The 22,033-nt window shown below is 71.5% G+C and carries 16 protein-coding genes; 13 read left to right on the top strand and 3 right to left on the bottom strand.

The window, feature by feature from the left end:
- Window positions 1-25 precede the first annotated feature (25 nt).
- The 6 genes from ACIRVH_RS32300 (at window position 26) to ACIRVH_RS32275 (ending at window position 7,205) form a co-directional block, all read left to right on the top strand.
- Entirely contained in the window at window positions 26-2,257 is a 2,232-nt protein-coding gene (locus ACIRVH_RS32300; protein WP_403960524.1) for an MMPL family transporter, read from the top strand.
- The gene (locus tag ACIRVH_RS32295) at window positions 2,235-2,810 is read left to right on the top strand and encodes a GNAT family N-acetyltransferase (RefSeq protein ID WP_403960521.1); all 576 of its coding nucleotides are present in this window, start codon (window positions 2,235-2,237) and stop codon (window positions 2,808-2,810) included. Before ACIRVH_RS32300 ends, ACIRVH_RS32295 begins: the two co-directional genes overlap by 23 nt.
- Before the next feature lie 35 nt (window positions 2,811-2,845).
- The gene (locus ACIRVH_RS32290) at window positions 2,846-3,427 is read left to right on the top strand and encodes a hypothetical protein (protein WP_403960518.1); all 582 of its coding nucleotides are present in this window, start codon (window positions 2,846-2,848) and stop codon (window positions 3,425-3,427) included.
- Window positions 3,428-3,623: 196 nt separating this feature from the next.
- Window positions 3,624-3,815, top strand: coding sequence for a hypothetical protein (locus ACIRVH_RS32285; RefSeq protein WP_403960516.1), 192 nt, complete (start codon window positions 3,624-3,626; stop codon window positions 3,813-3,815).
- A gap of 116 nt (window positions 3,816-3,931) precedes the next feature.
- Window positions 3,932-6,970 carry an AAA family ATPase gene (locus tag ACIRVH_RS32280; protein WP_403960514.1) on the top strand — a complete coding sequence of 1,013 codons (3,039 nt, stop codon included), beginning with the start codon at window positions 3,932-3,934 and terminating at the stop codon, window positions 6,968-6,970.
- A 37-nt stretch (window positions 6,971-7,007) separates the two neighbouring features.
- On the top strand, window positions 7,008-7,205 hold the full coding sequence (locus tag ACIRVH_RS32275; protein ID WP_403960511.1) for a DUF6191 domain-containing protein: 198 nt from the start codon (window positions 7,008-7,010) through the stop codon (window positions 7,203-7,205).
- Window positions 7,206-7,225: 20 nt separating this feature from the next.
- Here ACIRVH_RS32275 and ACIRVH_RS32270 read toward each other — a convergent pair whose 3' ends face one another.
- Together ACIRVH_RS32270 and ACIRVH_RS32265 are read right to left on the bottom strand one after the other, a co-directional pair.
- Complete coding sequence (locus ACIRVH_RS32270; protein ID WP_403960509.1) at window positions 7,226-8,386, bottom strand: PQQ-dependent sugar dehydrogenase; 1,161 nt, start codon at window positions 8,384-8,386, stop codon at window positions 7,226-7,228.
- A gap of 68 nt (window positions 8,387-8,454) precedes the next feature.
- Window positions 8,455-9,453, bottom strand: a complete 999-nt coding sequence (locus ACIRVH_RS32265) for an aldo/keto reductase (RefSeq protein ID WP_403960506.1) — start codon at window positions 9,451-9,453, stop codon at window positions 8,455-8,457.
- A 74-nt stretch (window positions 9,454-9,527) separates the two neighbouring features.
- On the opposite strand from ACIRVH_RS32265, the gene ACIRVH_RS32260 reads away from it, so the two are divergent.
- The 6 genes from ACIRVH_RS32260 to serA all read left to right on the top strand — a co-directional run bounded on the left by ACIRVH_RS32260 (window position 9,528) and on the right by serA (window position 19,446).
- Window positions 9,528-10,481 (top strand): 2-hydroxyacid dehydrogenase, encoded by a 954-nt coding sequence (locus ACIRVH_RS32260; protein ID WP_403960504.1) that lies wholly within the window; start codon window positions 9,528-9,530, stop codon window positions 10,479-10,481.
- A 372-nt stretch (window positions 10,482-10,853) separates the two neighbouring features.
- Window positions 10,854-13,868 (top strand): putative bifunctional diguanylate cyclase/phosphodiesterase, encoded by a 3,015-nt coding sequence (locus ACIRVH_RS32255; protein WP_403960501.1) that lies wholly within the window; start codon window positions 10,854-10,856, stop codon window positions 13,866-13,868.
- Between the two features lie 243 nt (window positions 13,869-14,111).
- Entirely contained in the window at window positions 14,112-15,962 is a 1,851-nt protein-coding gene (locus tag ACIRVH_RS32250; protein WP_403960498.1) for an acetolactate synthase large subunit, read from the top strand.
- 21 nt (window positions 15,963-15,983) lie between these two features.
- Window positions 15,984-16,508: an acetolactate synthase small subunit gene (gene ilvN / locus ACIRVH_RS32245; RefSeq protein ID WP_145883520.1), complete on the top strand. Its 525-nt coding sequence runs from the start codon at window positions 15,984-15,986 to the stop codon at window positions 16,506-16,508.
- A 120-nt stretch (window positions 16,509-16,628) separates the two neighbouring features.
- Window positions 16,629-17,627 carry a ketol-acid reductoisomerase gene (gene ilvC / locus ACIRVH_RS32240; RefSeq protein WP_403960496.1) on the top strand — a complete coding sequence of 333 codons (999 nt, stop codon included), beginning with the start codon at window positions 16,629-16,631 and terminating at the stop codon, window positions 17,625-17,627.
- 229 nt (window positions 17,628-17,856) lie between these two features.
- Window positions 17,857-19,446 carry a phosphoglycerate dehydrogenase gene (serA, locus tag ACIRVH_RS32235; protein WP_403960493.1) on the top strand — a complete coding sequence of 530 codons (1,590 nt, stop codon included), beginning with the start codon at window positions 17,857-17,859 and terminating at the stop codon, window positions 19,444-19,446.
- A 77-nt stretch (window positions 19,447-19,523) separates the two neighbouring features.
- On the opposite strand, the gene ACIRVH_RS32230 is transcribed toward serA, so the two are convergent.
- A complete protein-coding gene (locus ACIRVH_RS32230) occupies window positions 19,524-21,080 on the bottom strand; it encodes an MFS transporter (RefSeq protein WP_403960491.1) in 1,557 nt (518 codons plus the stop codon).
- A gap of 97 nt (window positions 21,081-21,177) precedes the next feature.
- On the opposite strand from ACIRVH_RS32230, the gene ACIRVH_RS32225 reads away from it, so the two are divergent.
- Entirely contained in the window at window positions 21,178-21,762 is a 585-nt protein-coding gene (locus ACIRVH_RS32225; protein ID WP_403960489.1) for a TetR/AcrR family transcriptional regulator, read from the top strand.
- The last annotated feature ends 271 nt before the right edge of the window (window positions 21,763-22,033 follow it).

The raw sequence follows: 22,033 nt of genomic DNA, 5'->3' as shown, positions 1-22,033 counted from the left end.
CAAATCGTCTCCCGGGAGCACGTCCGTGGCAGCCCTCGCACGTTGGTGTGTCCGCCACCGCCTGATCACCGTCCTGCTGTGGCTGCTCACCTTCGGCGGGGTCAGTGCGGCCGCCGCCGCGGCCGGTTCGGCGTACTCGAACGACTACGAGGCCCCCGGCACCGAGTCGGGACGCGCGACGCAGCTGCTGGAAGACGGCTTCCCGGGCCTGGGTGGCGACAGCGACACCGTCGTCTGGCACACCACCGACGGCACCGTCCGCGCGCACGGCGTGCGGCGGACCATGACCCGCACCCTGGACCGGATCGCCGACCTGCCGGGAGTGGCCTCCGTGTCCGGCCCGTACGGCCGTCACGGCGCCCACCGGATCAGCGCCGACGGGCATACGGCCTACGCCACCGTCACCTTCGCCCAGCAGGCCGAGCACATCGGCAGGTCCGAGGCCGAGGCGGTCGTGCGCACCGCCAGGGCCGCCGAACGGGACGGGCTGCGGGTCGAGCTGGGCGGCAGCGCCATCGGGCTCACCGAGTCCGCGCGCGGGCACACGGCCGAGGTGGTCGGCGTGGCGGTCGCGGCCGTGGTGCTGTTCCTCGCCTTCGGTTCGCTCGCCGCCTCACTGCTGCCGATCGCCACCGCGCTGATCGGCGTCGGCACGGCGTACGCCGGCATCGGGCTGCTCGGGCACGCCATGACCGTCGCCGACTTCGCGCCCATGCTCGGCCTGCTGATCGGGCTCGGCGTCGGCATCGACTACGCGCTCTTCATAGTGACCCGGCACCGGCGCGGTCTGAAACGCGGCCTGAGCGTCACCGAGGCCGCCACGAACGCCGTGGCCACCACCGGACGCGCGGTCGTGTTCGCGGGTGCGACCGTGTGCATCGCCCTGCTGGGCATGCTGATACTCCGCCTGGGCTTCCTCAACGGGGTGGCCGTCGCCGCGTCGTTGACGGTCGTCCTCACCGTCGCGGCCTCCGTCACCCTGCTGCCCGCCCTGCTGGCCTGCATCGGCCCGCGCGCGCTCAGCCGCCGCGAGCGCCGCCGGCTCGCCGAGCACGGGCCGCAGCCCGAGCTGCCCACCGGTCTCGCCGCCCGCTGGTCCGCGTTCGTGGAGCGTCGGCCCAAGCTGCTCGGCTCCCTCGCCGTCGCCGTCATCGCCCTGCTCGCGCTGCCCACGCTCTCCCTCCACCTCGGCACCTCCGACCAGGGCAACGACCCCCGCTCGTCCACCACACGGCAGGCCTACGACCTGCTCGCGCAGGGCTTCGGTCCCGGCGTGAACGGTCCGTTGACCCTGGTGACCCGCGTGGACGGCGGCGACGACAAGCTCGTCCTGGACGGCCTCGACACGACCCTGCGCTCCACCCGGGGCGTCGCCTCGGTCACCCCGGTGACCTACGACTCCGGCGGCGACACCGCCTACCTCACCGTCGTCCCCGACTCCGCGCCCCAGTCGCAGCGCACCAGCGACCTCGTCGACCGGCTGCGCACCGAGGTGCTCCCGCGCGCGGAGACGGGCACCTCCCTCGACGTGCACGTCGGCGGAGTGACCGCGAGCTACGACGACTTCGCGGATGTGATCGTAGGCAAACTGCCTCTGTTCATCGGCGTGGTGATCGGGCTCGGCTGTCTGCTGCTGCTGATCGCCTTCCGCTCGCTCGGCATCCCGCTGAAGGCCGCCGCGATGAACATCGCCGCCGTGGCCGCCGCCTTCGGCATCGTCGTCGCCGTCTTCCAGTGGGGCTGGGGCAGCGAACTGCTCGGCCTCGGCCGGGAGGGCCCCATCGAGCCGTTCCTGCCCGTGATCATGGTCTCGGTGCTGTTCGGGCTCTCCATGGACTACCAGGTCTTCCTGGTCAGCCGGATGTACGAGGAGTGGCTGGAGACCGGCGACAACCGGCGGGCCGTGCGCGTCGGACTCGCCGAGACCAGCCGGGTGATCAACTCGGCCGCGGTGATCATGATCTCGGTGTTCCTCGCCTTCGTGCTCAGCGGGGACCGCGTGATCGCCATGTTCGGCATCGCGCTCGCCTCCGCCGTGGCCCTCGACGCCTTCGTCCTGCGCACCCTGCTCGTGCCCGCCCTGATGCACCTGCTCGGCGCCGCCAACTGGTGGCTGCCCGCCTGGCTGGAGCGCAGGCTGCCGCGCATCAGCATCGAGCCGCCCGAGTGCCGCGCCGCGCATGAGAGGCTCAGCCGGGTGTCCATGGAGGAACTGCGGGAGGAGCAGCAGCGCGATGTACGCGATATCCCTGGGTGAGGACGGCGCCGAACTGCGCCCCCTGGAGGTCTGGCACGCCGAGGAGGTCCTCGCCAACATCGACCGGGGGCGGGAGTACATCGGCCGGCACATCGGTCTGGCGGACGCGGTGTCCGACCTGGCGGGTGCCAGGTCCTGGGTGAAGTCGTACGCCGACAAGCGCGCCGCCGACGCCGGCAGCCTGCACGGGATCTGGCTGGACGGAAAGCTCGTCGGCGGCCTGCTGTTCCGCGTCTGGGACACCCCGAGCGGGGTCTGCGAGGCCGGCTGCTGGCTGGAACCGGCGGCGGCCGGGCGCGGCCTCGTCACGCGCGGCATGCGGGTGCTGCTGGACTGGGCGTTCGACGAGCGCGGCATGCACCGCGTGGAGTGGTACGCCTCCGCCGCCAACGAGGGCAGCCTCAACGTGGCCAGGCGCCTCGGCATGAGCCGCGAGGGCGTCCTGCGGGAGAACTACCCGCACCGGGGCGTGCGCGCGGACACCGAGATCTGGGCGGTGCTCGCCTCGGAGTGGCGTGCCGCACGCGCGCGTGGCGCGCACAACGATCATTAAGAGACCTCTCAGACTCCGTCCGTACGGTGCCGGGCATGGCAACGAAGACTGAGGACCTGACCAAGACCGACGACGAGCAGGCACCGGAGGAGGCGGCCGCGGCTGCCGGGGCGGAGGCCGGGACGGACGCTGCGGAACCGGACGAGCAGCTGACCGACGAGAGCACCGAGGACGGCACCGGGGAGAGCGAGGAGCCCGAGGAGGCGCCTCAGGAGAAGGCTTCCTCCGGGGTCGGCCTGGGTGCCGGTGCCGTCGTCTCCGCGGCGCTGGGCCTGGTCTCGCTCAGCGGCGGCTGGATCGGCACGGTCGCGGCCGCCCGCGAGACCCTCGTCGGCCAGCTCCGGACCTCGTCCGCGGCGAGTGTCGCCACGCAGGTCAAGGAGGTCTACGGCGACGCCTGGCACACCACCGCCCTGTGGGCCGGCCTGTTCGCGCTGGCCGCGCTGATCACCGGCGTGGTCGTGCTCGCCCGGCCCGCGTTCGGCGTCCCCGGCCGCCCGCAGGCCGCCTGGATCAAGTCGGTCGCCTGGGCGGGCGTCTCGCTCGGTGTGATCGGCCTGCTCCTGGCCGTTCTGAAGTACTCCGACGCGCTGCTCGCCCTGCCCTCGACGGGCTGAGAAACCGCAGGTCCCAAGGGGCCTTAGGGAATCCGTAGGTACCTTACGGAGCCTCTGAGGCCCCTTACGCGCGTCAACGGCCGCCCACGCGCGCGAAGATGCGGAACTCTCCCGATGTGGCGCACCCCCCTGGGAGACGAAGGTGGAGACATCGCAGAAAGCGAAGCAGGAAACCACCTCTCCCGAAGGACAGGCCATGTACGAGTACGAACTCCACCGGGTGCGTTCCGCCGAGCTGCTCCGGGCGGCCGCACAGGAGCGCCTCGCCCGCGAGGTCCGGCGCTCCCGTCGCACCGCCCGCCGCCAGGAGGCGGCACTGAACAGCACCGCGGATGCCGAGACCCATACCGACCGCCCCCGCAGGCACCGGCTCCCGCGCACCGCGTGAGCGCGGGCAGGGCGGAGGGCGGCCGCACGGGGGTCGGCCGTCCTCTGCCCCAGATTCATACGACCATCGCACCGGAGCTGTGGAAAACGGGTGCACCGCCGTCCGGACCTCGTGCGATGCTCGGGCCCGTGGAGACCAGGTCCGTGAGTCCCGTGTTCGTCGGCCGCACCGACGAGTTGGACACCTTGAACGATGCGCTCGCCCGTGCCGCCGCGGGCGAGCCGCAGGCGCTGCTGCTCGGCGGAGAGGCGGGGGTCGGCAAGACCCGCCTCGTCGAGGAGTTCGCCGCGGCCGCCTGCCGCCGTTCCGCCGTCGTCGCCGTGGGCGGCTGTGTGGAGATCGGCGCCGACGGGCTGCCCTTCGCCCCCTTCTCCACCGCGCTGCGCGCCCTGCGCGACGCCCTGCCCGAGGAGTTCGCCACCGCCGGCGCCGGACAGGAGGAGGAGCTGGCCCGGCTGCTGCCCGAGCTGGGGGAGGCCACCTCCAGCCGCCACGACGAGCAGGGCATGGCCCGCCTGTTCGAACTCACCGCCCGGCTGCTGGAGCGGGTCGCCGCCGCGCACACCGTCGTGCTCGTCCTGGAGGACCTGCACTGGGCCGACGCCTCCACCCGCCACCTCCTCGCCTATCTCTTCCGCACCCTGCGCACCGGCCGCCTCCTCGTCCTCGCCACCTACCGCGCCGACGACATCCACCGCCGCCACCCGATGCGCCCCCTGCTCGCCGAACTCGACCGGCTGCGCACCGTCCGCCGCCTGGAACTCGCCCGTTTCACCCGCGAGGAGGTCGGCCGCCAGATCGCCGGCATCCGCGCCGCCGAACCCGATCCCGCTCAGGTCGACGAGATCTTCGAGCGGTCCGACGGCAACGCCTTCTTCGTCGAGGAACTCGCCGTCGCCGCCACCGAGGGCTGCTGCACCGGACTCTCGGACTCCCTGCGCGACCTGCTCCTGGTCCGGGTCGAGGCGCTGCCCGAGAGCGCCCAGGGGGTCGCCCGGATCGTCGCCGAGGGCGGCTCCACCGTGGAGTACCGGCTGCTCGCCGCCGTGGCCCGGCTCGTCGAGGACGACCTCATCGAGGCGCTGCGGGCCGCCGTCGGCGCCAACATCCTCACCGCCACGGCCGGCGGCGACGGCTACCGCTTCCGGCACTCCCTGGTCCGCGAGGCCGTCGCCGACGATCTGCTCCCCGGCGAACGCTTCCGGCTCAACCGGCGCTACGCCGAGGCCGTCGAGACCGACCCCACGCTCGTCCCCGCCGACGCCCGCGTGATGCGCCTGGCCAGCTACTGGTACCACGCACACGACGCCGCCCGGGCCCTGCCCGCCGTCCTGGACGCCTCCGTCGTGGCCCGCCGCCGGCACGCCTACACCGAGCAACTGCGGCTCCTGGAGCGGGCGATGGAGCTGTGGGACGCCGCCCCCGAAGAGGTCCGTGCCGCGCTGCGCCCGGTCGACTACACCGACGTCTACCCGCCGTGCGGCTGTGATCCGGCCACCACGCCGCTGCGCTACCTCGACCTGATGGCGGAGGCGGCGGTCGCGGGCCGTTTCTGCGGGGAGCGCGAACGCGCACTGAAGATCGCCAAGAAGGCGCTGCGGCTTCTCCAGGACGAGCACGACCCGCTGCGCGCCGCCTGGTTCTGGGTGCAGCGCTCCCGGCTGGTCCAGGCCCTGGCCCGGGGCGACGGCTGGCAGGAACTCGCCAACGCCCAGGAGCTGGTGCGCGGTCTGCCGCCCTCGGAGGTGCACGCCGACGTGCTGGCCAACGTGGCCAGCTGGTCCATGCTCCACCAGCCCGGCTCCGAGGCCTTCGCCGCCGCCGAGCGGGCCGTGGAGTACGCGCGGATGGTGGACGCCCGTGAGATCGAGCTCAACGCGCAGCTGACCCTCGGCGCCCTCATGGTCGACTCGGGTGACGTCGAGACCGGGCTGGCGGAGATGGCCCGGGTCAAGCAGGCGGCGCTCCAGGAGGGCGTGGCTCATGTCGTGGGCCGGGCGTATGTGAACCTGCCTTCCGAGCTGGATTCGGTCGGCCGCTCCCGGGAAGCCGTGCCGATCCTGCGCGAGGGTCTCGTCTTCGCCCGCAGGTTCGGCCTGCTGGACTCCGAGGCGTGGATCTGGGGCAACCTTTCCGACTCGCTGTACGCGCTGGGCAAGTGGGACGAGGCCGCCGAAGCCGCCGCGGGCGCCCTCGGTTCCGCAGCCAGCGCCAAACCTCGGGGCGCCGGCGCCCTGCGCCTCGCCCACATCGCCCTCGCCCGGGGCGACGCCGCCGAGGCCGCCCGCCAACTGTCCATCGCGCTCACCCACTACGGTTCCCACGATCCGATGCCCCAGGTGCTGCTGCCCGTGGGCCGCATCACCATCGGCGTCGCCGCCGAGGAGGGCCGACTCCTCGACGCCCGCGTAGCGCTGGACCGCGCCCTGGCGGCGGGCTTCCCGCCCGGCACCCAGCGCTACGGCTGGCCCCTGCTGCTGGCCGCCGCCACCACCGAGGCCGACGCCCGCGCCCTGCCCGCGGCGGCCGACGGCCGCACCGAGGTCCTCGACAAGCTCGCCGAAGCCGCACGGAAGCTCGCCACCGGAGCACCCGTCTGGGACGCCTACGAGCGCTGGACCCGCGCCGAACTGCACCGCGCCCGTGGCACCGACACCGCTGCGGTCTGGTCGGACGTGGTCACCGACTTCGAGTGCCTGGACCGCCCCTACGACCTGGCCCGCGTCCGCCGCCGACTCGCCCGGGCCCTGCTCGAAGAGGCCGCCGGGGACGACGAGCGCCACCGCGCCACGGAACTGCTCCGGCTGGCCGGGGCCGTGGCCGACCACCTCGGCGCCCGCCCGCTCGCCGACGCCGTCGGCCGCCTCGCCCAGCGCGCCCGCCTCACCCTCACCCGCGCGCCCCGCCGGGCCCTCGACCCCGCCGAGAGCCTCGGCCTCACCAGCCGCGAGCGGGACGTCCTCCGCCTGGTCTCGGCCGGCCGCACCAACCGCCAGATAGCCGAGGAACTCTTCATCTCCCCGAAGACGGCGAGTGTCCACGTCTCGAACATCCTGTCCAAGCTCGGCGTCGCGGGCCGGGGCGAGGCGGCGGCCGTGGCGCACCGGCTGGGGCTGTTCCCGGCCGAACCGCTCCCGGCCGAAGCGCAGGGCTGACCCGTACGCTGGAGGAAACCGGCAAGGGGGAGAAGCCGTGTTCAACGCCTTCGAGGAACTGTTCGCACCCGGTCGCAAGCACACCCATGACGAAGAGAAGCGCCTGGAGCTGACCCGGGAGGACGTCGGGGACAACGACCCGAGCCGGGGACCCATAGACCTCGCCTCGGGAAAGGTCGTCGTCCGCCGGCCCGAGCCGCCCGCCACGGAAGCGGAGTCGGAGGACGACGAGTGAGCCACGGATGAGCCGGGTGGCTACTTCACCTCCACCTCCAGCACCCGGTCGTCACCCTTCTTCGGCGTCCCCCGGCCGTCCGTGTTGCTCGTGACCAGCCACACCCTGTCGCCGCCCGCCGCGACCACCGTGCGCAGACGGCCGTACTCGCCGGTGAGGAAGGCCTGGGGGGCCGCCGCGGCCTCGGTGCCCCGCAGGGGGATGCGCCACAGGCGCCGGCCCTTGAGGCCGGCCATCCAGATGACGCCGTCGACGTAGGCGATCCCGCTGGGGGAGGCGTCGTCGGTGTGCCACTGGGCGATCGGGTTGTGGAATCCGGCCCGCGAGGACCTGCCCTCCGCCTCCGGCCAGCCGTAGTTGTCGCCCGGCTTGATCGCGTTCAGCTCGTCCCAGGTGTCCTGGCCGAACTCCGAGGCGAACAGGCGCTGCCTGGAGTCCCAGGCCAGGCCCTGGACGTTCCGGTGGCCGTACGAGTACACGGGGGAGCCGGGGAACGGGTTGCCCGGGGCCGGCTCGCCCTCGGGGGTCAGCCGCAGGATCTTGCCGCCCAGGGACTTCTTGTCCTGGGCCAGACCGCGGTTGCCGCTCTCGCCGGTGCCCGCGTAGAGCATCCCGTCGGGGCCGAAGGCGATCCTGCCGCCGTTGTGGATGATTCCCTTGGGGATGCCCTTGAAGACCGTGTCGGGGGCGCCCAGTTGCTCGCCGGCCGGCTTCTGCTCGTCGTACAGCATCCGGACGATGCGGTTGTCCGAGGCCGAGGTGAAGTAGGCGTAGATCATGTGGTCCGAGGCGTAGTCGGGCGACAGGGCGATGCCCAGCAGGCCGCCCTCGCCGGCCGGGGAGACCCCGGAGACCTTGCCCAGCTCGGTCTTCCGGCCCGTCTTCTCGTCGATCCGGGTGATCGTGCCCTCGTCACGGGAGGAGACCAGCAGCCCGCCGCCGGGCAGCGGGGCCAGGCCCCACGGCGTCTTCAGGCCCTCGGCCACCGTGAGCAGCACCTTCACCGACCCCTCGGCCGGAGCGGCCGACTCCGTGGCCCGGGCGGAGGAAGCGGCGGCGCCCGGTGACGTCGCACTCCCGCTGCCGTTCGGCGAGCCACCGCCGTCGGAGGAGCAGCCCGCCGTGAGCAGGAGCGCGGTCGCGGCCAACACGGCCGTCACAACTCGACGTTGCACGATCATGGTCCCTTCGGGGCGGTGATCCAGCGGCAGCTCCTCCCATCTCACCACTGCTCGCCCCGCCGGGGCTCTCAGTCCCAGGATCCTCGCGCGGCCGGCAGCCGGGACACCTCCGCCAGGTCCTCCGCGGTCAGCCGCAGCGCGGCCGCCGCCGCGTTCTCCGCGGCCCAGCGCTCCTGCTTGGTGCCCGGCAGCGCGATCACCTGGCGCCCCTGGGCGAGCACCCAGGCCAACGCCACCTGGGCCGCGGTGACGTCCTCGCCGTGCCGGCGGGCGACACGGCGCAGTCCAGCGACGATCGGCTGGTTGGCCGCCATCATCTCCGCCGTGAAACGGGGGTGGCGGGCACGCAGGTCGTCCGGCTCGAAGCCCTCGCCCGGGGTGAGCGTGCCGGTCAGGAAGCCGTTGCCCAGGGGCATCGCCGCCAGGAAGCCCACGCCCCGCGCAGCGCACCACGGCAGCAGCCCGTCCAGCGCCTCCGGCGACCACACCGACAGCTCCGCCTGCACCGCGCTCACCGGGAAGACCTGCTGCATCCGCTGGAGCTGGCGCAGGGTCGCGTCGTGCAGCCGGGACCCGGAACGGCGTCCGCCGCGCGCACCCACCGCGCACACCCCCAGCGCTCGTACCTTCCCCGCCTGCACCAGCTCGGCCATCGCGCCCCACGTCTCCTCGACCGGGACCTCGGGATCCGCGCGGTGCAGCTGGTAGAGGTCGATCACGTCCGACTGCAGGCGCCGCAGCGAGGCGTCGCAGGCCCGCCGCACGTACCCCGGGCGGCCGTTGGCCACGATGTGCTGCTCGCCCACGAGCAGCCCCACCTTCGTCGACACGAAGGCGTCCTGACGCCGCTCCTTCAGCACCCGCCCCAGCAGCAGCTCATTGGTGAACGGGCCGTACATGTCCGCCGTGTCCAGCAGGGTCGAGCCCAGATCCAGAGCTCGATGCACGGTTCTGAGCGAGGCGTCGCCCCGCTGCCGGGATCCGTTGTACGCCCAGCTCATCGGCATGCACCCGAGTCCGACGGCCCCCACCGCGAGCGCCCCCGCGCCGATCGTCCTGCGCTCCACCTGCTCGTGAACCTCCCTCTGCCGGACCCCAACCTAACCTCTGCACACCTGTACGACTGACATAGCCTCCTGGCATGAGCGCAGACGTGTGGCTTCCCATCCCGCCGGACGAGATCGAGGGGCTTCCCGAGGGACTCCGGTACCTGTTCTGGGACGGGGGCGAGAGCGGCGACCAGGAGTTTCCGGGCGACCCCGCGGACTGCGTCGTGTACGTGGTGCCGTACATGAAGCGGTGGCCGGTCAAGGTGCGCCCCCTGGAGCATCTGACCAACGTCCAGGTCATCCAGACGCTCACCGCGGGCGTGGACGACGTCACCGCCCGGCTGTCGGCGATCGTGCCCGGGGTGCAGCTGTGCAACGCGCGCGGTGTGCACGAGGCGAGCACGGCCGAACTCGCGCTGACCCTGACCCTGGCCTCCCTGCGCGGCATCCCCCAGTTCGTCCGGGCACAGCAGGCGGAGCGCTGGCAGGGCGCGTTCCACCCCGCCCTCGCCGACAAGAGCGTCCTCATCGTCGGCTACGGCGCCATCGGCTCGGCCGTCGAGGACCGGCTCGCGCCCTTTGAAGTAGCGCGGGTGGCGCGCGTCGCGCGCTCCAGGCGCACCACGGCGCGCGGTCTGGTGCACCCGCTCACCGAATTGCCCTCACTGCTTCCGGAAGCCGATGTCGTGATCCTCTGCACGCCCTTGACGGAGGAAACCCAGGGTCTGGTGGACGCGGAGTTCCTGGCCCGGATGAAGGACGGGGCGCTGCTCGTCAACGTCGCCCGGGGAGCCGTCGTCGACACCAAAGCGCTGCTCGCGGAGCTGGAGAACGGGCGCATCACGGCGGCCCTCGACGTGACCGACCCGGAGCCGCTGCCGCCCGGACACCCCTTGTGGCAGGCGCCCGGCGTGCTCATCAGCCCGCACGTGGGCGGGCCCACGTCGGCGTTCCTGCCGCGCGCCAAGCGGCTGCTCGTGGACCAGTTGAACCGGTACGTGAACCAGGAGCCCCTGCGGAACGTGATCCTCACAACAAGGGCGTAATCCGCTTCCGGTACCCTCCGCAGTCTTCCGAACGCGGGCGGTACCCGTGCGTCCGCTGATCGTCACGGAGCGTAGAGAAGCTATGTCCCTGAGTGACGATACTGGTGTATCGTCCCGACAGGGGCTGCGCCGGTGACGTTCGGCGCCGGGGATGGACATTTCAGATTTGTGAGGGGGGCGACGGGCGATGCACGGCCTATGGACGAGCGATCCGACGCGGCGGAGCCGCCGACGGCGACCCTGGCGCACGGCGGCGCGCAGACGCGGCCACCACACGAGCCATCTCAGCCACCACCGCAGGCCGGGCGGCCGCAGGAGGAATGCGCACCGGGACCCACGGGACCCGGGAGCGGCGCGGACCGGGAGGCCCCGGTGAACGCGCCGCCTTCCGTGACGACCGCCCTCGACGGCGCGCTGCGCACACCGCACCCGCCGGGGGCCTCGCTGCCGCCCCGTCCGCCGGCCGTCGGCGACGGAAGGCGGCTGGTTCATCAGCTCGTCCTCGCCCTGGTCTGCGGCGCCTACGTCATCGGCTCCATGTTCGACTGGGGTTCGGGCAAGCTCGCGCTGATCATGGGCGACTTCGGGCTGACCGCCGCGGCGGGCACCGCCGCAGTTTCCTGTTTCTTCTACGCACGTAGCCCGCGGGTCCGCTTCCGCCCCGCCTGGCTGCTGTTCGCGCTCTCCTCGGCGATGGCGGCCCTGGGCAACGCGGTCTGGGGGTGGTACGAGGTGGTCCTCGGACGACCCGTGCCCAGCCCCAGCTACGCCGACCTGTTCTTCCTGTGCTTCGCGCCGCCCGCCATCGTGGGCCTGCTGGTCCTCGCCAAACGGCCGGTGACACGGGCGGGCTGGATCTGCCTGGCGCTGGACGCCTGGCTGATCGGCGGCTCCCTGCTCACCCTGTCGTGGAGCCTCGCGCTCGCCCAGGCGGCCCGGTTCGACGGGCCGAGTGTCGCGCACACCGCGCTGTCCCTGGCGTACCCGCTGCTCGACATCGCGCTCGTCAGCATGGTGCTCGCACTGCACTTCCGCCGCACCCCCGGCAACCGCACGGCGGTGAACACCGCGATCGGCGCGCTCGCCCTGACCGTGATGTGCGACGCGCTGTTCACCTCGCCGCTGCTGCACAGCAGCTACCACTCCGGACAGCTGCTGGACGCGGGCTGGTTCGCCGGTTCCCTGCTGCTCGCCTACGCCCCCTGGGCCGCCCCCCGGCGCCCCGGAGCGCAGGACGGCGAACGGCACGTGCCGGACGGGCACACGCGCGTCGTCCACGAGCACGTGCCCGGCCAGCGCAGCACCGGCCACCCCCACCTGCCCGCGCCGGGCGGCGACCACGCCCGGTACCCGGCCGGCCGGCCGCTCACCGGCTCCCTCGCCGCGCTCACGCCGTACCTCGCCGCCGCGGTGTGCACCCTGGGCATCCTCTACAACGTCCTCAACGGCCGCCGCCCCGACCACGTCGTGCTGATCACCGCGGGTGGCGTCGTGCTGGCGCTCGTCATGCGCCAGGGCATCATGCTGCTGGACAACATCACCCTCACCCAGGAACTGGCGCAGAAGGAGAACCACTTCCGCTCCCTGGTGCAGGGCTCCAGCGACGTCATCATGATCGCCGCGCCCAACGGCATCCTCCGGTACGTCTCCCCGGCCGCCGCCGGGGTCTACGGACGGTCCGCCGAGGATCTGGTGGGCACCGAACTTGCGGCCCTGATCCACCCGGAGGACCTGGGCTGCGTGGTGCACGAGGTGCGCCGCTTCCTCGCCGCCAGCCCGCCGGAGGAACCCACCACACGCATCGAGTGCCGCTTCCGCTCGGGCGAGGGCGGCTGGCTCAACGTGGAGTCGACCGTCAACCGGCATCACGGCGGCCTGATCTTCAACAGCCGGGACGTGACCGAACGCGTACGGCTGCAGGCCCAGTTGCAGCACAACGCCGAGCACGACCCGCTCACCGACCTGCCCAACCGCGCGCTGTTCACCAAGCGTGTCCAGCAGGCCCTGTCCGGCCGCCGGGCCACCGACCGGGGTGCCGCCCTGCGCGGCACGGCCGTGCTCTTCATCGACCTGGACGGCTTCAAGGCCGTCAACGACACGATCGGGCACCAGGCGGGGGACGAGCTGCTCGTCCAGGCCGCCCGCAGACTCCAGGACGCGGTCCGGCACGGGGACACCGCGTCCCGGCTGGGCGGCGACGAGTTCGCGGCCCTGATCGTCGGGGACGGCACCCGTGACCGTGCCGCCCGGGAGCGGAACATCCTGGAGCTCGCCGACCGCCTCAGGGTGACCCTCTCCCAGCCGTACGCGATCGACGGCAACGATGTCCGTGTCAACGCCTCCATCGGGGTCGCCTTCGCCGAACCCGGCCTCGGCGCGGGCGAGCTGCTGCGCAACGCCGACCTCGCGATGTACCGCGCGAAGTCGGCCGGAAAGGGCCGCGTCGAGCTGTACAAACCGCAGATGCAGCAGGACGTCGTACGCAAGGCCGAGCTGGCCACCCGGCTGCGCGCCGCGCTGCACGACGGCGAGTTCGCCCTGCTGCACCAGCCGGTGGTCTGCCTGGAGAACGGCCGGATCACATCGGTCTCCGCGCAGGCGCGCTGGCGCTCCTCCCAGGGGGTGCTGTTCACCCCGGCCGAGTTCCTGCGGGTGGCCGAGGACGGCGACAAGACCGCCGAGCTGGACCGCTGGATCCTGGAGGAGGCCGTGGAGCAGGCGGCCGAGCGGGCCGCCACCGGGAACGTGGTGCCGGTGGCCGTCCGGACGGGCGCCCGGCGGCTGCTGGACCGCTCGACGCCGCTCGGCTCCCTGGAGGCGCTGCTGACCCGGCACGGGCTGCCGCCCGGCGCGCTGGTCATCGAGCTGTCCGACACCGACCCCAGGACCTCGCTGGACGAGCTGGAGCGGCGCCTGGCCGCGCTCAGCCGGCTCGGGGTGCGGATCGCGCTCGACGGCTTCGGCAGCGGCTACGCGGCGATCACAGCCCTCAGAAGGCTCCCCGTCGACATCCTCAAGCTCGACCGCAGCCTGGTCGACGGTGTCGTGGAGTCCGCGCGGCTGCACAAGATCACCAGCGGGCTGCTGCGCATCGCCGGCGATCTCGGGGTGCAGTCCGTCGCCGAAGGCGTCGACCTGCCGGAACAGGTGGTCGCGCTGCGCGCGATGGGCTGCACCCACGGGCAGGGCATGGCCTTCGCGGGACCACTGGACGAGTACCGGCTGCGCCGGGCGCTCGGATCAGGCCATTATCCGGTGCCGCACGCCCCGGCCGAGCCGGCGTTCGCGGGCGGGGGAGCGGGGGTGTACACCGGAGGTGTATCCGCCGTCTTCGGAGGTGGCAGTGCCCTTCGCTCACATAATGAGACTCCCGTCCCACCTACTTGACACGTGGTGCGCGTCAGGGGGAGGGTCAGTGCCATGCGCACCCGAATTCTCGTACTTGGACAGCGCGTCGGCTGAGCTGGGAACGACCGGAGGACGATCCGGAATCCCCAGCGACCACACCGGCGCGCTCCCCTCGCTTGCCCTACGGCACGAGGGGTTTTTTGTTGCACAGGCACCTGTCGTACCGCAGTCGTACACCGCACAAACCTCGCAAAAACCCTCAGCATCGAGAAGAGAATGCCGATGACCGAGCAGGCCACCGGGGCCCATCCGCAGCCGCGGCCCCGATCCGGAGGACAGCACTCCGCCCCCGTCGAGCACGTGACGGGTGCGCAGTCCCTCATCCGCTCCCTCGAGGAGGTCGGCGCTGAGACGGTATTCGGCATTCCCGGCGGTGCCATCCTGCCGGCGTACGACCCGCTGATGGACTCCACCCGGGTGCGCCACGTCCTGGTCCGCCACGAGCAGGGCGCCGGCCATGCGGCCACCGGCTACGCGCAGGCCACCGGCAAGGTCGGCGTCTGCATGGCGACGAGCGGCCCCGGCGCCACCAACCTGGTCACGCCGATCGCCGACGCGCACATGGACTCGGTGCCGCTGGTCGCGATCACCGGCCAGGTCGCCTCGAAGTCGATCGGCACGGACGCCTTCCAGGAGGCGGACATCGTCGGCATCACCATGCCGATCACCAAGCACAACTTCCTCGTCACCAAGGCCGAGGACATCCCGCGGGTCATCGCGCAGGCGTTCCACATCGCCTCCACCGGCCGCCCGGGCCCGGTCCTGGTCGACATCGCCAAGGACGCCCTCCAGGCGAAGACCACCTTCTCCTGGCCGCCCACCATGGACCTGCCCGGCTACCGCCCGGTGACCAAGCCGCACGCCAAGCAGATCCGCGAGGCCGCCAAGCTGATCACCTCCGCCAAGCGGCCCGTCCTCTATGTCGGCGGCGGCGTCATCAAGGCGCAGGCCACCGCCGAGCTGAAGGTCCTCGCCGAACTCACCGGAGCGCCCGTCACCACCACCCTGATGGCGCTCGGCGCATTCCCCGACAGCCACCCGCTGCACGTGGGAATGCCGGGCATGCACGGTGCGGTCACCGCCGTCACCGCGCTGCAGAAGGCCGACCTGATCGTCGCCCTCGGAGCCCGCTTCGACGACCGCGTCACCGGCAAGCTGGACAGCTTCGCCCCGTACGCCAAGATCGTCCACGCCGACATCGACCCGGCCGAGATCGGCAAGAACCGCGCCGCCGACGTGCCGATCGTCGGTGACGCCCGCGAGGTCATCGCCGACCTGGTCCAGGCCGTGCAGAAGGAGCACAGCGAGGGCCACAAGGGCGACTACACCGCCTGGTGGAGCGACCTCAACCGCTGGCGCGAGACCTACCCGCTCGGCTACGACCAGCCCGAGGACGGCTCCCTGGCCCCGCAGCAGGTCATCGAGCGCATCGGGCAGCTCGCCCCGGAGGGCACGATCTTCGCCGCGGGCGTCGGCCAGCATCAGATGTGGTCCGCGCACTTCGTCCAGTACGAGAAGCCCGCCACCTGGCTGAACTCCGGTGGCGCGGGCACGATGGGCTACGCGGTCCCGGCCGCCATGGGCGCCAAGGCCGGCCGGCCGGACCGTACGGTCTGGGCGATCGACGGCGACGGCTGCTTCCAGATGACCAATCAGGAGCTGACCACCTGCGCCCTGAACAACATCCCGATCAAGGTCGCCATCATCAACAACGGCGCCCTCGGGATGGTCCGCCAGTGGCAGACCCTCTTCTACAACCAGCGCTACTCCAACACCGTGCTGCACTCCGGCCCGGAGGCGACCGGCAAGGAGCCGAGCGCCGGCACCCGCGTCCCCGACTTCGTGAAGCTGTCGGAGGCCATGGGGTGTTACGCGATCCGCTGCGAGCGCCCCGAGGACCTGGACAAGGTCATCGAAGAGGCGAACTCCATCAACGACCGTCCGGTCGTCATCGACTTCATCGTCCACGAGGACGCGATGGTGTGGCCGATGGTCGCCGCCGGCACCTCCAACGACGAGATCCTGGCCGCCCGGGACGTCCGCCCCGACTTCGGCGACAACGAAGACGACTGAGCGAGAGAGACGCAGAAGAACATGTCCAAGCACACGCTCTCCGTCCTGGTGGAGAACAAGCCGGGCATCCTGGCCCGGATCGCCGCCCTCTTCTCCCGCCGCGGCTTCAACATCGACTCGCTCGCCGTCGGCGTCACCGAGCACGCCGACATCTCCCGCATCACGATCGTGGTCAGCGTCGAAGCGCTGCCGCTGGAGCAGGTCACCAAGCAGCTCAACAAGCTCGTCGAGGTCCTGAAGATCGTCGAACTGGAGCCGGGTTCGGCCGTTCAGCGGGAACTCGTTCTGGTGAAGGTGCGCGCCGACAACGAGACGCGCTCCCAGATCGTGGAGATCGTCCAGCTGTTCCGCGCCAAGACCGTCGACGTCTCCCCGGAGGCCGTCACCATCGAGGCCACCGGATCCAGCGACAAGCTGTCCGCCATGCTCAAGATGCTGGAGCCGTTCGGCATCAAGGAGCTGGTGCAGTCCGGCACGATCGCGATCGGCCGCGGCGCCCGCTCGATCACGGATCGCTCGCTGCGCGCCCTCGACCGATCCGCGTAAGGCTGAATACGGGCGGTCGGTGCATCGCCGGTCGCCCGTATGCCGAGACCCCGAGACTTTCCGTCCGCTCACCGGCATACGGTGGGACGCACAACCTGCACACCAAGGAGAGAACCCAAAGTGGCCGAGCTGTTCTACGACGCTGACGCCGACCTGTCCATCATCCAGGGCCGCAAGGTCGCGGTCATCGGCTACGGCAGCCAGGGCCACGCGCACGCCCTGTCGCTGCGCGACTCCGGTGTCGACGTCCGTGTCGGTCTGCACGAGGGCTCCAAGTCCAAGGCCAAGGCCGAGGAGCAGGGCCTGCGCGTGGTGAGCCCGGCCGAGGCCGCCGCCGAGGCCGACGTCATCATGATCCTCATCCCGGACCCGATCCAGGCCCAGGTCTACGAGGAGTCCATCGCCCCGAACCTGAAGGACGGCGACGCGCTGTTCTTCGCCCACGGCTTCAACATCCGCTTCGGCTTCATCAAGCCCCCGGCCGGCGTCGACGTCGCCCTGGTCGCCCCGAAGGGCCCGGGCCACCTGGTCCGCCGCCAGTACGAGGAGGGCCGCGGCGTTCCGGCGATCGCCGCCGTCGAGCAGGACGCCACGGGCAACGCCTTCCCGCTGGCTCTGTCGTACGCCAAGGCCATCGGCGGCACCCGTGCCGGTGTCATCAAGACGACCTTCACCGAGGAGACCGAGACCGACCTGTTCGGCGAGCAGGCCGTGCTGTGCGGCGGCACCTCCGCCCTGGTCAAGGCCGGCTTCGAGACCCTGGTCGAGGCGGGCTACCAGCCGGAGATCGCCTACTTCGAGTGCCTCCACGAGCTGAAGCTGATCGTCGACCTCATGTACGAGGGCGGCCTGGAGAAGATGCGCTGGTCCGTCTCCGAGACGGCCGAGTGGGGCGACTACGTCACCGGCCCGCGCATCATCACCGCCGCCACCAAGGCCGAGATGAAGCAGGTCCTCACCGAGATCCAGGACGGCACCTTCGCCCAGACCTGGATGGACGAGTACCACGGCGGTCTGAAGAAGTACAACGAGTACAAGCAGCAGGACTCCGAGCACCTGCTGGAGACCACCGGCAAGCAGCTGCGCAAGCTGATGAGCTGGGTGAACGAGGAGGCGTAAGCCCCACGTCAGGGGGTCGGGGCAGACTGCTCCGGCCCCCTTTGTCCATCCCGTCCAGCCACGGACGGGTGATCCTTCCGCAGAGGCGCAAGACGCCCTCCGGCACGCCACTACACTGCTGCACAACATACGCGTCAGGCCCACAGCGTCGTGCGTCTTCCGCGGCTAGCCCCCTCCACCGCCAGCGGCCGTCGGGACGGCCGTCCGCATTGGACTTGTGAGGACTCACGTGAGCTCGAAACCCGTCGTACTCATCGCTGAAGAGCTGTCGCCCGCGACCGTCGACGCGCTCGGCCCCGACTTCGAGATCCGGCACTGCAACGGCGCCGACCGAGCCGAGCTGCTCCCGGCCATCGCCGACGTCGACGCGATCCTGATCCGTTCCGCCACCAAGGTCGACGCCGAGGCCATCGCCGCCGCGAAGAAGCTCAAGGTCGTCGCGCGAGCCGGCGTCGGCCTGGACAACGTCGACGTCTCCGCCTCCACCAAGGCCGGCGTGATGGTCGTCAACGCCCCGACGTCCAACATCGTCACGGCCGCCGAGCTGGCCTGCGGTCTGCTCCTCGCCACCGCGCGCAACATCCCGCAGGCGAACGCCGCGCTGAAGAACGGCGAGTGGAAGCGCAGCAAGTACACGGGTGTCGAGCTGGCCGAGAAGACGCTGGGCGTCGTGGGCCTGGGCCGCATCGGTGCCCTCGTCGCGCAGCGCATGTCCGCCTTCGGCATGAAGGTCGTCGCCTACGACCCCTACGTGCAGCCCGCGCGGGCCGCTCAGATGGGCGTCAAGGTGCTGTCCTTGGACGAACTGCTCGAGGTCTCCGACTTCATCACCGTCCACCTGCCCAAGACCCCCGAGACCCTCGGCCTGATCGGCGACGAGGCGCTGCGCAAGGTCAAGCCGAGCGTGCGCATCGTCAACGCGGCCCGCGGCGGCATCGTCGACGAGGAGGCGCTGTACTCGGCGCTCAAGGAGGGCCGCGTCGCGGGCGCGGGTCTGGACGTGTACACCAAGGAGCCGTGCACGGACTCCCCGCTGTTCGAGTTCGACCAGGTCGTGGCCACCCCGCACCTCGGCGCCTCGACCGACGAGGCCCAGGAGAAGGCCGGTATCGCCGTCGCCAAGTCGGTGCGCCTCGCGCTCGCCGGTGAGCTGGTGCCGGACGCGGTGAACGTCCAGGGCGGTGTCATCGCCGAGGACGTCAAGCCGGGTCTGCCGCTCGCCGAGCGCCTCGGCCGCATCTTCACCGCGCTCGCGGGCGAGGTCGCGGTCCGTCTCGACGTCGAGGTCTACGGCGAGATCACCCAGCACGACGTGAAGGTGCTGGAGCTGTCCGCGCTCAAGGGTGTCTTCGAGGACGTCGTCGACGAGACGGTGTCGTACGTCAACGCGCCGCTGTTCGCGCAGGAGCGTGGCGTCGAGGTGCGGCTGACCACCAGCTCCGAGTCCGCCGACCACCGCAACGTGGTGACCGTGCGCGGCACGCTCGGCAGCGGCGAGGAGGTGTCGGTCTCCGGCACGCTGGCCGGCCCGAAGCACGTGCAGAAGATCGTCGCGGTCGGCGACTTCGACGTCGACCTCGCCCTCGCCGACCACATGGTCGTCCTGCGCTACGAGGACCGCCCGGGTGTCGTCGGCACCGTCGGCCGCATCCTCGGCGAGGCGGGCATCAACATCGCCGGCATGCAGGTCGCCCGCGCGACGGTCGGCGGAGAGGCGCTGGCCGTGCTGACCGTGGACGACACGGTGGGCTCCGCGGTTCTGGCCGAGGTCGCGTCCGAGATCGGTGCGACGTCGGCCCGCTCGGTGAACCTCGTCTGAGTCGCCGTCGGGCAAAGCGCCGGGCGGGCTGAGGAGTTCTCAGCCCGCCCGGCGCTTTTGTGCCGGAGGTGTGCGGTTCAGGCCGCGGCCTCCTCGGACGCTGCGACGCCCTCCGGTGCCGGAGTCTCCCGGACGTGGATCCGGCGCAGGGTGGCCCCCGCCCCGACGGCCGCGAGAGCCAGCAGCACCGCCCCCGCGATCGCCGCGCCGTGCATGCCGGTGGTGAACGCCTCCCGGGCCGCCGTCGCCAGAGCGTCACCCGTGCGCCCCGGCAGCCGGCCGGCGACCGCGAGCGCGCCGCCCAGGGTCTCGTGGGCCTCGGCCGGGGCCGAGGACGGCATCTCGTGGCGGTAGACCGCCGTACCGATGGAGCCGAGGACCGCCATGCCCAGCGCGCCGCCGAACTCCTGGCCGGTCTCCAGCAGGGAGGAGGCGGCGCCCGCCTTCTCCACCGGGGCCGCGCCCATGGCCAGGTCGGTCATCTGCGACATCACCATGACGATGCCGGAGGCCAGGACGCCGCAGGCGGTGAGGACGAGCCAGAGGGAGTCCGTGCCGGCCAGGGCCAGCAGGCCGTATCCCGTAGCGGCGATCGCGAAGCCCGCCGTGACCACGTAGGCGCGGTTGACGCCCCTCTGGACCAGGGCGGTCGCGGCCGGGGCCGCCATGCCGATCGGCACCGAGGGCAGCAGCGCCCACAGGGCCGCCTCCATCGCGCTCTTGTCGAGCACCGACTGCAGATACTGCGTGGTGAAGAACGCCGAACCCATCATCGCGAACGCGGAGACGAGGTTCAGGACCACCGCGGGGGCGAAGCCCCGGCCGCGGAACAGGGCCGGCGAGATCATCGGCGAGGCGGCCGTGCGCTGGCGGTGGACGAAGAGGGCCGCGAAGACCAGGCCGACGGTGACCGAGACGACGTACTGCGGGTGCCAGCCCTCGGACGGGATCTCCTTGAGGCCGTAGATCACGGGAAGGACCGCCGCCATCGACAGCGGCACGCTCACGAGGTCGAAACGGCCGGGCTCCGGGTTCCTCGACTCCGGGAGCAGGACCGGGCCGAGGACCAGCAGCAGGGCCATCGCGGGCAGGTTGACCAGGAAGACCGAGCCCCACCAGAAGTACTGGACCAGCACACCGCTCAGCACGGAGCCGAGTGCGATGCCGCCGGTCATCACGCCGGACCAGATGCCGATCGCCTTCGCCCGCTGCCCGGGGTCGGTGAACATCGTGCGGATCAGCGCCATCGTCGACGGCATCAGGGTCGCCCCGCCGATACCGAGGACCGCGCGGGCGGCGATCAGGGTCTCGGCGCTGTTCGCGTAGGCCGCCACCAGGGATGCGGCCCCGAAGGCGGCGGCGCCGATCAGGAGGAGCTTGCGGCGCCCTGTGCGGTCGCCCAGCGAGCCCATCGTCATCAGCAGGCCGGCCAGGACGAAGGCGTAGATGTCGAAGATCCACAGCTGCTGGGTGCCGCTCGGCTCCAGGTCCGCGCTGATCGCCGGGATGGCGAAGTAGAGGACCGAGACGTCCATGGAGACCAGCAGCAGCGGAAGCATCAGCACGCAGAGCGCGGTCCATTCGCGCCGACCGGCGCGTCCGGCGGGCGAGTTGGTGCTCGTCGAGTTCGTCATGCCGATGACTGTACAAGCGTCTTAAACGTTTGTCTAGAACGCTTGTGTAATTCACGCGTCTAGGACGGTTGTATGAATCGGCGGTAGGGTGGTCCGCATGGGACATCGTGAGGATCTGCTGGAAGGCGCCAAGCGCTGCCTGCTGGAGAAGGGCTTCCTGCGCACGACCGCGCGGGACATCGTCAAGGAGTCGGGCACCAACCTGGCGTCGATCGGCTACCACTACGGGTCGAAGGACGCGCTGCTGGTGCAGGCGTACGTCTCGCTGATCGAGGGCGTGGGGGAGAGCTTCGACCCGGGCCTGGGCGGGGAGGTGACGCAGCCCCGGGGATCGCTGGAGCGGTTCCATGAGATGTGGGCGAACATCATCCGGGCCGTCCCCGAGTCGCGGGCGATCTGGCTGCTGAGCTTCGAGCTCGTCCTCCAGGGCGACCGGATCCCGGAGGTGCGCAAGCTGCTGGCCGAGGCGCAGGAGGAGGGCCGCTCGGGCCTCGTCTCCATGTTCAGTGGCGTTCCGGAGTCCGACCTCGACAAGGAGACCGTCGACACCGAGGGCCGGTTCTACCAGACCCTCCTCAACGGCCTCATGGTCCAGTGGCTCTTCGACCCGGACTCGGCGACCACCGCGGAGCAGCTCACCGAGGGGTTGCGGCGGACCATCGGGGGAGCCGTGAAGAGCTGACCCTGCCGTCCCGGAGGGCGGGGCCTGCGGAGCCCTCCGGGTAAAGGGGCGGCCAAGGACGGGTGTGCCCGTTCGTTGCTCGATGACGCCGATTGTCGACAACTCGACCGCCCGCTGGAGCATCGTACGAGCGGGTCCGGTGCGTCCGGCCGCCATGTGTGTGGTTCGTCCGAGGCGCGGGGCGGCCGGAATGTGCAGGTCGCATCTGCCAGGGATTTCCGCGAATTTGCACTGTAGATGCGGGCCTTGATGGCTGATATGGTCCGCATGC

Origin of the sequence: Streptomyces sp. NPDC101165 (assembly GCF_044768135.1) — a bacterium.
Taxonomy (GTDB): domain Bacteria; phylum Actinomycetota; class Actinomycetes; order Streptomycetales; family Streptomycetaceae; genus Streptomyces.
The sequence above is the reverse complement of the archived record's forward strand: the minus strand, read 5'-3'. Positions and strand labels throughout refer to the sequence as shown.